Annotated in this window: 12 protein-coding genes; 6 read left to right on the forward strand and 6 right to left on the reverse strand. The window is 64.5% G+C overall.

Annotated elements, in window-relative coordinates:
* Window positions 1-20: 20 nt before the first annotated feature.
* Window positions 21-1418, reverse strand: coding sequence for an MFS transporter (locus tag RTN46_RS14665; RefSeq protein ID WP_312182463.1), 1398 nt, complete (start codon window positions 1416-1418; stop codon window positions 21-23).
* Window positions 1419-1634: 216 nt separating this feature from the next.
* Window positions 1635-3038, reverse strand: a complete 1404-nt coding sequence (locus RTN46_RS14670; RefSeq protein WP_312182465.1) for an NAD(P)H-quinone dehydrogenase — start codon at window positions 3036-3038, stop codon at window positions 1635-1637.
* A gap of 93 nt (window positions 3039-3131) precedes the next feature.
* On the opposite strand from RTN46_RS14670, the gene RTN46_RS14675 reads away from it, so the two are divergent.
* Together RTN46_RS14675 and RTN46_RS14680 are read left to right on the forward strand one after the other, a co-directional pair.
* Window positions 3132-3935: a purine-nucleoside phosphorylase gene (locus RTN46_RS14675; RefSeq protein ID WP_312182466.1), complete on the forward strand. Its 804-nt coding sequence runs from the start codon at window positions 3132-3134 to the stop codon at window positions 3933-3935.
* A gap of 31 nt (window positions 3936-3966) precedes the next feature.
* On the forward strand, window positions 3967-5727 hold the full coding sequence (locus RTN46_RS14680; protein ID WP_312182467.1) for a phospho-sugar mutase: 1761 nt from the start codon (window positions 3967-3969) through the stop codon (window positions 5725-5727).
* 42 nt (window positions 5728-5769) lie between these two features.
* On the opposite strand, the gene RTN46_RS14685 is transcribed toward RTN46_RS14680, so the two are convergent.
* The 3 genes from RTN46_RS14685 to RTN46_RS14695 form a co-directional block, all read right to left on the reverse strand.
* A complete protein-coding gene (locus RTN46_RS14685) occupies window positions 5770-7341 on the reverse strand; it encodes an EAL domain-containing protein (protein WP_312182469.1) in 1572 nt (523 codons plus the stop codon).
* The gene (locus tag RTN46_RS14690) at window positions 7338-7769 is read right to left on the reverse strand and encodes an STAS/SEC14 domain-containing protein (protein WP_312182470.1); all 432 of its coding nucleotides are present in this window, start codon (window positions 7767-7769) and stop codon (window positions 7338-7340) included. Before RTN46_RS14690 ends, RTN46_RS14685 begins: the two co-directional genes overlap by 4 nt.
* 217 nt (window positions 7770-7986) lie before the next feature.
* Entirely contained in the window at window positions 7987-9051 is a 1065-nt protein-coding gene (locus RTN46_RS14695; protein WP_312182471.1) for a hypothetical protein, read from the reverse strand.
* Between the two features lie 201 nt (window positions 9052-9252).
* On the opposite strand from RTN46_RS14695, the gene RTN46_RS14700 reads away from it, so the two are divergent.
* The 4 genes from RTN46_RS14700 (at window position 9253) to RTN46_RS14715 (ending at window position 10903) form a co-directional block, all read left to right on the forward strand.
* On the forward strand, window positions 9253-9396 hold the full coding sequence (locus tag RTN46_RS14700) for a hypothetical protein (RefSeq protein WP_312182473.1): 144 nt from the start codon (window positions 9253-9255) through the stop codon (window positions 9394-9396).
* Between the two features lie 188 nt (window positions 9397-9584).
* Complete coding sequence (deoC, locus tag RTN46_RS14705) at window positions 9585-10292, forward strand: deoxyribose-phosphate aldolase (protein WP_312182474.1); 708 nt, start codon at window positions 9585-9587, stop codon at window positions 10290-10292.
* A 40-nt stretch (window positions 10293-10332) separates the two neighbouring features.
* Window positions 10333-10584: a hypothetical protein gene (locus tag RTN46_RS14710; RefSeq protein ID WP_312182476.1), complete on the forward strand. Its 252-nt coding sequence runs from the start codon at window positions 10333-10335 to the stop codon at window positions 10582-10584.
* A 181-nt stretch (window positions 10585-10765) separates the two neighbouring features.
* Window positions 10766-10903 (forward strand): hypothetical protein, encoded by a 138-nt coding sequence (locus RTN46_RS14715; protein WP_312182477.1) that lies wholly within the window; start codon window positions 10766-10768, stop codon window positions 10901-10903.
* Here the strand turns inward: RTN46_RS14715 and RTN46_RS14720 are convergent.
* A partial coding sequence (locus RTN46_RS14720) for a hypothetical protein (RefSeq protein WP_312182479.1) occupies window positions 10904-11340 on the reverse strand: 437 nt, incomplete at its 5' end.

The following is an 11340-nucleotide window of genomic DNA, read 5'->3' on the forward strand; positions in this document are numbered from 1 at the left end:
CGCGTTACGGGTGGGAACTCCTAGCTGGAGTGGTTGACGTAGTCCACGTCCTTGGTCTCACGCGTCACGAACAGCGCGATGAAGGTCAGCACGGCCATGGAGGAGAGATAGACCCCCACCAGCCACGGGCTGCCGTCAGCGGCCTGCCAGAGCGCCACGGCGATGAACGGTGCGACGGCGGCCCCCAGGATCGAGGAGACGTTGTAGGCGATCGCTGAGCCGGTGTAGCGCACGTTGGTCGGGAAGAGTTCGGGCAGCACGGCGCCCATCGGCCCGAAGGTCAGCCCCATCAGTGTGAAGCCGATGATCAGCAGCGCCATCGTGCCGGCGAACCCGCCGCCGAACAGCGGGTCGAAGGTGAACCCGAAGGCGAAGATGGCAGCGGTGACCCACAGCAGCGTCTTGCGGCGGCCGAACTTCTCCGCCAGCGGACCGGCAACCAGAGTGAAGATACCGAAGAAGACGACGCCGACGATCAGCATGATCAGGAAGTCGTTGCGTGCATAGCCCAGGCCGGAGGCGAATGAGTCCGGGTCGAAGGCCTTGCCGGCGGCTTCCGCCTTGGCCTGGGCCTCCTCGGAGGTCCGGGCCGCCGTGCCGTAGGAGAGGGTGAACGTGGTCATCAGGTAGAAGAGCACGTAGGTGGCCAGCATGATGAAGGTGCCCGCGATCATCGGGCGCCAGGAGTTCTTGAACACGGCGGCGAGCGGCAGCTTGCTCACTTCGCCGGCGTCGACCACCTTCTGGAAGGCCGGGGTTTCGACCAGCTTGAGCCGGACGTACAGGCCGATGATGACCATTACGGCGCTGGCAAGGAAGGGCACCCGCCAGCCCCAGGAATCGAACTGCTCAGGAGTCAGCTGGAAGCTGAGCAACAGGAACAGCCCGTTGGCCAGGATAAAGCCGATGGGCGCACCCAGCTGGGGGAAGGTGCCGTAGATGGCGCGCTTGTTCGCGGGCGCGTTCTCCGTTGCCAGCAGTGCCGCGCCGGACCACTCGCCGCCGAGGGCCAGTCCCTGGGCGAAGCGCAGGACCACCAGGAGAGCCGGAGCCATGACGGTCCAGCCGTTCTCCGCCGTCGGCAGGCAGCCGATCAGGAAGGTGGCAATACCCATGGTCAGCAGCGACGCCACCAGGGTGCCCTTGCGGCCCACCCTGTCGCCGAAGTGCCCGAAGATAATCGAGCCCAGCGGGCGGGCGATGAAGGCCACGCCGAAGACGGCGAAGGAGCTCAGGAGCGCGGTGACGCCCTCGGCGTTCGGGAAGAACAGCCGCGGGAAGACAAGCACGGCCGCGGTTGCGTACACGTAGAAGTCGTAGAACTCGATCGAGGTGCCGACCAGGGACGCGACGATGACGCGTCCACGGGAGTTGGCCGGGGCCTTTGCAGCCTCGGCGCTGGAGGTGTCTGTTGACATGGGAAGTCTTTCGGGTGCGGGACGGAAACAGGTTTATCCTAAAACTTGGCGTCCACCATTCGGACATCGGTCCACTATTTGGACACCGGCTCGCTTCCTGGTCGGTCAATCCCCCGCCCGCCCACGCTGACCCGCACCCGCTGACCCTGGACGCAGAAAGGCCCGCCCCCGCAGCGCATGAGCTGCCGGGGGCGGGCCTTGTAGCCGGTGCGGAACCTAGATGTGCACGTGCAGGCGCCGGGCGGCTTCGGAGATGGAACCGGTCAGCGACGGGTAGACGGTAAACGTGTTCGCCACATCATCCACATGGAGTTTCTGCGTGACAGCCAGGGCGATCGGGAAGATCAGTTCCGAGGCCCGGGGGCCCACGACGACGCCGCCGATCACCGTGCCGGATCCCTTGCGGGCAATGATCTTCACGAACCCTTCCTTGACGTCCATCATCTTGGCGCGGGCGTTGGTGTGCAGGGAGAGCTTGATGACATCTCCCTGGTACCGTCCGGCCGCGATGTCCTGTTCGGAGACGCCGACCGAGGCGATTTCCGGAGAGGTGAAGATGTTCGAGGCCACGTTCTTGAGCTTCAGCGGCTTGACGCTGTCCCCCATCAGGTGGGCGATGGCGATGCGTCCCTGCATGGCGGCAACGGAGGCGAGGTTGAAGACCCCGGTGCAGTCGCCCGCGGCGTAGACGTTCGATGCAGTGGTGCGGGAGACGCCGTCGACCCTGATCTGTCCGTACTCGTCCAGGGTCACCCCGGCCTCTTCCAGCCCGATGTCCTTGGTGTTCGGGATGGCCCCGACGGCGACCAGGCAGTGGGAACCCTCTACGGTGCGGCCGTCGGAGAGAGTGACCAGCACGCCGTCGTCGGTCCGCTTGACGGAGTCGGCGCGTGAGCGGGAAAGCACGCTCATGCCACGCGTCTGGAAGACGTCCTCCAGGACGCGGGCGGCGTCGGCGTCCTCGCCGGGAAGGACCCGGTCCCGGCTGGAGATCAGCGTGACGCGGGATCCGAGCCCGTTATAGGCGGAGGCGAACTCGGCGCCCGTGACGCCTGAACCGATGACAATAAGGTGTTCGGGCACCTCGGTGAGGTTGTAAATCTGCTTCCAGGTGAAGATCCGCTCGCCGTCCGGCATGGAGGTTTCCAGTTCGCGCGGATTCGCGCCGGTGGAAATCAGCAGGGCTTCGGCCTCGACCGTCGTTGTGCCTTCATCCGAGGTCACTTCGATCGTGCGGTTATCCAGGAGCCGGCCCTCACCCACGAGCACCTTCACGCCCATCCGCTCCAGGGTGCGCCGGATGTCGTTGGACTGTTCCTTGGCCAGGGCGAGCAGCCGGTGGTTAACCATTTTCAGGTCCGCCACTACCGGCTTGCTGGTATCGCCGAAGTCGACGCCGAGGTTCGACGCGGAACTCATCCGGGTCATTACATCTGCGGTGGCGATAAGGGTTTTGGACGGCACGACGTCGGTGAGGACGGCGGAGCCTCCGAGCCCGTTGCGTTCAACGATGGTGACGTCCGCACCCAGGGACGCGGCCACCATGGCTGCCTCATATCCGCCTGGGCCGCCGCCGAGGATCGCAATTTTTCTGGCAGTAAAATCTAGTTGGCTCGTCACAAGTGTCCATTCTGTCCCATCCGGGGACGCCTCTCAAACGAGCCGATTCCGCCTCCGCCCGCGAAGAGCCGCGACAAGCGGTAAGTTGTACGGGTGAGCAACGACGAACCTTTTGAACTTGCCCGGCAGGCCGCAGCGTACATTGCCGAGAAAACCGGCGTACCCGCCCACGACATCGCCCTGGTCCTGGGCAGCGGCTGGGGGGATGCAGCGGACCTGATCGGTGAGACCACTGCCACCCTTGATGCCTCGGACATTCCCGGGTTTTCCGCCCCGGCGGTCCAGGGACATGTGGGCACCATCCGCTCCGTCCTGATTCCCGGCGGCAAGCGCGCCCTGATCCTGGGTGCCCGCACGCACTATTACGAGGGCAAGGGCGTACGCGCCGTCGTCCACGGCGTGCGCACGGCAGCCGCTGCCGGCGCCAAGGTCATGGTCCTGACCAACGGCTGCGGCGGGCTGAACCCGAACTGGAAGCCCGGCACACCGGTGCTGATCAGTGACCACCTCAACCTGACCGCCACCTCCCCGCTGGAGGGAGCGACGTTCGTCGACCTTACAGATCTCTACTCCCCCCGTCTGCGGGAGCTGGCCCGCACCGTTGACCCCAGCCTCGCGGAGGGCGTGTACGCCCAGTTCCCCGGCCCGCACTACGAGACACCGGCTGAGGTCCGCTATGCCAAGACAATCGGCGCGGACCTGGTGGGCATGTCCACTGCATTGGAAGCCATTGCAGCCCGCCATGCCGGAATGGAAGTCTTTGGCATCAGCCTGGTAACCAACCTCGCCGCCGGCATCAGCCCCGAGCCGCTGAGCCACCAGGAAGTCCTGGAGGCCGGAGCCGAGGCTGGTCCGCGCATCTCCAAGCTGCTTGCCGGAATCATCGGCGCCCTCTAAGGCGCCGTTCGTACCTGATCAGAGGCGTCCAATGACCTTGACTGCGATGGAACTGCAGGAGCTGCTGACCGAAGCACGGCTCTGGGCAGAGGAAGATCCGGACCCGGCCACGGCCGCGGAACTGCGCGCACTGCTGCAGCGCGCCGGTACCGGGGGGCCCGACGGCGAAGCTGCCGTTGCCGATCTGACCGACAGGTTCTCCGGAACCCTGGAGTTCGGCACCGCCGGGCTGCGCGCGGAGCTGGGAGCCGGACCGCGACGGATGAACCGCGCGGTGGTCCGCCGCACGGCTGCCGGGATCGCGGCCTTCCTGCAGAGCAAGGCCGATGGCTGGACCCCCAGCGCAGTGATCGGGTACGACGCCCGGCACAACTCCCGGGCCTTCGCCCTTGAGACAGCCGCGGTTTTCAGCGCCGCCGGCATCGAAGCGTTCCTGCTGCCCTCCACGCTGCCCACCCCGGTGCTGGCGTACGCCGTGCGGGCTTTGGATACCGACGCCGGGGTGATGGTCACCGCCAGCCACAACCCGGCACGGGACAACGGGTACAAGGTCTACCTGGGCGGGCGGACGGTCAGGGGGCCGGGCCGGGGCGCGCAGATCGTCCCGCCCTACGACGCCGAGATCGCCGCGCGCATCGACTACACCGCGCCGCTGTCCTCCATCGACACCGCACCCGAGGGCTGGACGGATGTCTCCGACTCCATCGTGGCTGACTACATCAATGCGGTGGACGCCCTGGCCAGCCGCGACGGCTATCCAGCCCGGGACCTGTCGATCGTGCTCACGCCGATGCACGGCGTCGGAGGCGAGACCATGTCCGCCGTCCTGCGCGACGCCGGCTTCACCTCCGTCCGGCTTGTTGCGGCGCAGGCCGAACCGGACCCTGACTTCCCGACTGTGGCCTTTCCCAACCCGGAAGAGCCCGGAGCGCTGGACCTGGCCCTTGCCCTGGCCGCAGGGACCGGTGCCGACGTCGTCCTGGCCAATGACCCGGACGCCGACAGGGCTGCCGCCGCGGCAAAAGACCCTGCCACCGGCGAATGGCGGATGCTGCGCGGTGACGAAACCGGTGCCCTGCTGGGCGCGCACCTGGCCGAGCGGATCCGTACGGGCCATCTCCGGCTGCGGAACGATTCCGGCCAGCCCCCCGTGTTCGCCAATTCGATCGTCTCCTCCCGGCTGCTGGCCCGGATCGCGGCGGCCGCCGGCTTCCAGCACCAGGAGACCCTGACCGGGTTCAAGTGGATCTCCCGGGTTCCCGGGCTGGTCTACGGCTATGAAGAGGCGCTTGGGTATTGTGTGGCACCGGCGCTGGTCCGGGACAAGGACGGCATCTCCGCCGCGCTGCTGATCGCCGAGCTTGCCGCGTCGCTGAAAGCGCAGGGGCGGACCCTGTTCGACATGCTTGACGATCTCGCACTGGAACACGGGCTGCACGCCTCGGACCAGCTGTCCGTCCGGGTGGCGGATCTGGCACTGATTCCGCAGATGATGACGCGCTTGCGGGAGCAGGCACCAGTGTCGCTGGCCGGCTCCCCGGTGGTTTCCGCCGTCGACCTGTCCGAAGGCTCCGAGGAGCTGCCCCCGACCGACGGGCTGCTGTACCTCACGGAGGACGGCACCCGGATCATCGTCCGTCCCTCCGGCACCGAACCCAAGCTCAAGTGCTACCTGGAGGTCATCGAATCCGCCGACGGGCGGGCCGACCTGCCGCGGGCCCGCGCCGCTGCTGCACAACGGCTGGCAGCCGCCGAGGCGGACATCGCCGCAGCCTTGGGCCTCGAAGCCTAGCCCTCACCCGTTACTACGGAAGGTGCCCGCAGCTGCAGTTCGTCAGCTTGCTGCGGGGGACGCGGCTGGGGCCTGCACCAGCGGCAACCTGGTTCCTGATTCCAGGATCGCGGCAACCTGCCCGGCACCCAGGGGTCTGCTGAAGTAGTAGCCCTGGCCGCTGCGGCAGCCCAGGACCAGGAGGTCCGCCGCCTGGTCCAGGGTTTCGATGCCCTCAAAAACGGCTTCCATTCCGGCCGCTTGAATAAGTCCGTGCACGGCGTCGACGAATTGCAGCTGGCCGGGGTCCGAGCTGATTTCCTGGATCAGGCTGCGGTCCACCTTCACCGTGTGCACCGGGAGCCTGCGCAGGTAGCTGATGGACGAATATCCGGTGCCAAAGTCATCGATTTCGATGCCGATGCCCAGGGCGTCGAGCGATTTGAGCGAGTACATTTCCACGTCCCCGCCGCTGACGAAGGCACTCTCGGTGATCTCGATGACCAGGCGGGTGGGTGCGATTCCGGTTGCCGTCAGGGCGTGGCGGACGTGGTCCACCAGGTCGAGGCGCTGCAGCTCCATGGCGGAGAGGTTCACCCGCACCTTGAAATCGGCGTCGAGCGAGAGCTCCGCCTCCCAGCGGGCAACCTGTTCCAGCGCAGCACGCAGGACCCAACGGCCCAGGTCCAGGATGATCCCCGTTTCTTCGGCGATCGAAATGAAGTCGTCCGGCATGACCAGGCCGCGTTCGGGATGCTGCCAGCGGATCAGGGCCTCCACCCCGGTCATCCGGCCCGTGGCCAGTTCCACCACAGGCTGGTAGTCCAGGAATAGTTCGTTCCGTCCCACGCCCTCGCGGAGTTCGGCGGCCATTTCCCGGCGGAACTGGCGTGCGTAGAGCATCACCGGCTCGAATGACTTGCTCTGGCTCCGGCCCGCGTCCTTGGCGGCATACATGGCGGTATCCGCGCGGACCATGATGTCTTCCGCGGATTCCCCCGGAAGTGCGGAGTGCACGCCGATGCTCGCACGCGGCCAGACGTCGATTTCCTCGACCCGGATGGACTCGGCCAGGGATTCCTGGACCCGGGCGGCTACGCCCATGGCCGTCGTCAGCCCTGTCTCCGGGAGCAGGACGGCGAACTCGTCACCGCCGAGCCTGGCGACCGTGTCACCGCGCCTCACGGCCCAACGGAGCCTGCGGGCCACCTCGACGAGCACCTGGTCGCCGGTCTGGTGCCCAAAGCTGTCGTTGATGTCCTTGAAGGCGTCGAGGTCGATCATCAGGACGGACGGCCGTTTGAGGCCGCCCTCCGCGGCAAGGAGCGCGGACTCGATCTCATGCATCAGGGCCGTCCGGTTGGCGGTGCCGGTCAGGGCATCGCTCATGGCCATTCGCTGCATCTGCCGGTGCGCTGCCTGCAGCTCCCGGGTGCGGGACTCTACCCGCTCCTCAAACTCCTGGTAGACCGAGTTCAGCTCTTCGGCCAGGAGGTTAATTCCGGTGATGACGGCGTCCACGTCATCCCGCCTGGGCGAGGTGCGGATCCGCGTGCTCAGGTCACCGGCAGCGATTCGGACAATCCCGTCCACAACCTGCTGGAGGCGTGTGTCCTCAGAATCCGGAACTGTCATCCTGCACGCTTCCCAAGCCACGCCAGGGCATCAGGTTTCGACGAAAAGTATTTCGTGGGGCACGACGGCAAGTCACCGCCCAGCAGGAAGTTGGCTATGACCCGGTCTACCTGGGACGTGCCAAGGACGGCGACGGCGGAGGCCCGCGCGGACCCGAAGACGGTGCGTGCGCTCCGGGTGATCGCCTCGATGCCGGTCAGCTCCAGCAGCAGTGGTTTATCGCCGGTGCTGGCCAATTCCTGGAATTGTTCCGCCGCTCGGGCGGCGATGCCTCCGGTGATCACCGCACCTGGCGGCAGCACCATTCTGATGAACCCCACGTCCTGGCAGACCTCTGCGTAGCCTTCAGGTGTTGCGGGGAGTTCTGCGCCCGCTGTGACCGGAGCGGGTTCCTCGGGCCGCGGAGCTGCACCTTCAATGAACGTCATGCTGCCCCCAAGCGCCAGCCAACGGAACGGCAGCGGAAACGATCAGTTCCTGCTGCCTTGTGAGACCTAAAAAGTTGATACTTTCCCATGTTTCCCCCCAAAACCAAACGTACCCCAGCGAAGCGGTAAACGGTGGATTTCCACCCGACATTCCAAATCGGAACCGAAGTCACCAAGCCTGCTTGTTATTTCCTAGTTCTTTATGGCGCTCCAGCGCCTAATCGACAAGTTTCCGTTCCTCCATAAATTTTCTGGACTGGAGTGCACGCGCGGCGGCTCCTGCAGCATCAAAAAGCTCAGCACTTGCCTCTGCATACTCCGCGGCCTCGGCATGATGCCCTTGATCTGCCACAATGCGCGCATAAAGAAAGCGAGCTTCCCCCTCACTATGGGGCGCCATGGACGATGCTTCCGCCAAGAGTTCAGACATACGGCGCCTCGCCTCTTTGACCTCGCCTGTCAGGTAGCACCAATAAGCCCTAATCAATGCGACATCAAGCTCATCTTGAGCCGTGCCACCAGTGATGGAAAGAGCCATTTCAGCTCGCTCTATGCACTGCAGTGTTTCCGGCTCCACGAGGTTTGCTGTTAGGCGCATAAAAGCCGAAGCCTTGTTGAACAGTGCCCACAAGCTGACATCGTTGCTCGGCGACAGGCAGGACGCAGCAAGGTCGTGGTAATGGGTCGCTTCGCGGTTTCGGCCGATTAGGAAAGCCGCATTTCCAATCGACCAGTAGGCTTTTCCAGCCTTTTCGAGCGCTGTGTCGCTACTGATCATGGAGGCGAGAAGCAGGGCTTCCTGCCATGCGTCTTCTAAGTTTCCGCTCTCGCCGAGCACCGCGACAAGTGCCTGCTGCGCTTCCAGCTTCCCCCGCCCTCCCTGCTCTGTCACCGGCGAATCCAAGGCTGCATCCCTGGCCACTGCCAAAGCCTCTGGAAGTTGCCCCATCCCTTGGAGTCCCAGCGACATCAAAGCCTTGGCCTTTACTCCTCGCTCGGGGTCATCTCCGGAGAGCGGATGTTCAGCTAGAAGGCGAGCCGTGTCGGCACAACCGTCCATCTGGCCCAGTTCAAGCTGGCACTCCCCGTAGAGAAACGTCATTCGCCACCAGCCAACTTCGTCTCCGCGGGTATGTGCAACGTTGGCCGCAGCCCGCGCGGATATCATCGCGCTCGAGTAGTCCCGGCGTTCCCACGACTGCCGGGCTTTGTACTCGTTCAGTATGAAGTCATCGCTCATCAAAGCCACGGCACTTTCTCGGAATCTTGCCTTATGTTTCATCAGCGCCACGCTACAATTGTGCGCGAAGGCGGTTGCCTCGGTCTAACGTTACGGCCATCGAGGCAGGCACTCGGCACCAGCGACTATCTCAATCCATACGCAAGATATCCTGAATCTTAGGAAAGATCTGCTTTTTGCTGTGCGACTTCGGTATAGTTTTAGTCGTCAGCAACTGAGCGTGACCTCACCAAGGAGAACGAAATGAAGAAACTGGGGGCATCCCTTCTTCTCGCGGCAGCCATCACGGCCGTCGGCGTTGCAGCACCCGCGAATGCGGCACCGTCCTTCGGCAGTGGTAACGGCGGCAACCCCGTTTCACCGCTCGTTGGCTGGTGGCCGAACTAAGCTTCAGCCAAAGGCCGGACAACTATCCTCAGGACGTTGTCCGGCTTTTGTAGTTAACGACCCTAATTAGCTAAGCACTCCCCAATCGCTTCTTTGCTGCGTGCACTCGGCCTCGAACGCACCCACGCACCTGCCCCCGCCCCCTCCGCCATATGGGAGGATGGAGGTCCAGTTTGGAAAGGACCGCCATGCCCACGAATGCCGCGTCTGGAGAGACTCCACAGACCGCTGACCTTGCCTCCTATATCGACCACACGCTCCTGAAGCCCGAGGCTTCCAGCGAGGACATCCTGCGGGTCTGCGACGAAGCAGCCCAGTACCGCTTCAAATCCGTGTGCGTAAATCCGCTCTGGGTCAGCACGGTGCACACAGCCCTGAAAGACACCGGCGTGGCCACCTGCTCCGTCATCGGTTTCCCGCTGGGGGCGTCCACCACTGAGGTCAAGGTATTCGAGGCCCAGGGAGCACTGCAGGACGGCGCCGATGAAATCGACATGGTGATAGACATCGCTGCCGCCCGCCGCGGCGACCGGGAGGCCCTGGTCCGGGACATCGCTGCAGTCGCTGAAGCCGTGCATGAATCAGGAGCACTGCTGAAGGTCATCATCGAAACCGCGCTCCTCACGGACGAGCAGAAGGTCCTGGCCTGCGAGGCATCGGTTGAGGCCGGAGCCGACTTCGTCAAGACCTCCACCGGGTTCAACGGCGGCGGGGCCACGGCCGAGGACGTTGCCCTGATGCGCCGGACGGTCGGTCCGGAGCTCGGGGTTAAGGCTTCAGGCGGGGTCCGCAGCCGGGAAGATGCCCTCGCAATGATCGACGCCGGCGCTACGCGAATTGGAGCCAGCTCCGGTATCGCTATTGTTAAGGGTGGTAACGGCGGGTCCGGTTACTGATCCGTCCGCCGCTGAAAACTTTTTGAAACGGAGAACTCCCATGGCAGGCACCCAGGCCAAGCAGCCTACTCACTCGGGCGAAGGACACCTGGTCAAGAACCTCGTGACGTTTATCGTCTTCTTCGGGCTCTTCGCCCTCTCGCTCTATTCTCTGAACTGGCTGACCCTCGAGGTCGTGTGGCCCATGGCAGCCTGCCTGGTGCTTGGCACCATCGCCTTCCTGGTTCCGTTCATGATGGGCCGCTCGGACACCGCCGACGAGCTGGCAGAGAGCCGCGCCCGGACCGAGTAAGTACTAACGGCTTCATCGAAGGCACGCTCTCCGGCCCAACCCGGAGTGCGTGCCTTCGTTATATGTGCCAGTTCCGACGCACCGGGCGCGTAACATAAGCCAGCAGCCGGGTAACAAATCGTGAGGAACAAGTAGAAAGTACTCTTCGTGACCAGCCCGGGACGTTCTTACAGTTCTGCGCATGAGCACAACACTGACCCGCAGGGAATGGCGCGAAGAACGTAGCCGGCAGCAACGCTTTACCCGCATCTCCTATTCGGCGATCGGCGTGCTTTTTCTGGCGTCGATCATCGTTTTTACCATCGCCGTCCTGCAGTAGTCAGCCCGGCCGGACGGCACTGACCCTGGCGCTCCAAGAGTAGCCGGGGTCCTTTTTGTACCAGTCCCAGGCCACCAGCTCCGGCACCATGGTTTCCACGAGGGCCGCAACGAGCCAGTCCTCCTGGCCCGGGTACGTGACGCTGAGCGTGGCTTCGGGGAAGGCCGCACCCACTGACACGATGGTTGCCGACCTAGGCACCATCCAGTCCAGGGCCTGCTGGTCCCAGGACGAACCCGCGAAAACCAGTGCCCGGTAGTCCAAGGTCTTGGACAGGTACACATCCACGTGGGACCAGTCCCCCGTCTCGCTGCCGAATGCCGGACGCCGTGGAACTTCGCGGAGCATCAGCGATCCCTGGCTGCTGCTGGAGCGCCGTTCAGCGGGAGCCAGCAGGAAGGTCCCGTCCGGGCCCAGCAGCGCCTCCGAAACCGGTG

It is taken from the genome of Arthrobacter sp. (genome assembly GCF_031988865.1).
Taxonomy (GTDB): Bacteria; Actinomycetota; Actinomycetes; order Actinomycetales; family Micrococcaceae; genus Arthrobacter_B.

Bases quoted from the DNA above. Each gene is read 5' to 3' on its own strand.
- RTN46_RS14690 (WP_312182470.1), bottom strand. From the start codon at position 7,769: ATGACGTTCATTGAAGGTGCAGCTCCGCGGCCCGAGGAACCCGCTCCG.
- RTN46_RS14665 (WP_312182463.1), bottom strand. From the start codon at position 1,418: ATGTCAACAGACACCTCCAGCGCCGAGGCTGCAAAGGCCCCGGCCAAC.
- RTN46_RS14695 (WP_312182471.1), bottom strand. From the start codon at position 9,051: ATGAAACATAAGGCAAGATTCCGAGAAAGTGCCGTGGCTTTGATGAGC.
- RTN46_RS14680 (WP_312182467.1), top strand. From the start codon at position 3,967: ATGACCTTGACTGCGATGGAACTGCAGGAGCTGCTGACCGAAGCACGG.
- RTN46_RS14710 (WP_312182476.1), top strand. From the start codon at position 10,333: ATGGCAGGCACCCAGGCCAAGCAGCCTACTCACTCGGGCGAAGGACAC.
- RTN46_RS14700 (WP_312182473.1), top strand. From the start codon at position 9,253: ATGAAGAAACTGGGGGCATCCCTTCTTCTCGCGGCAGCCATCACGGCC.
- RTN46_RS14685 (WP_312182469.1), bottom strand. From the start codon at position 7,341: ATGACAGTTCCGGATTCTGAGGACACACGCCTCCAGCAGGTTGTGGAC.
- RTN46_RS14715 (WP_312182477.1), top strand. From the start codon at position 10,766: ATGAGCACAACACTGACCCGCAGGGAATGGCGCGAAGAACGTAGCCGG.
- deoC (WP_312182474.1), top strand. From the start codon at position 9,585: ATGCCCACGAATGCCGCGTCTGGAGAGACTCCACAGACCGCTGACCTT.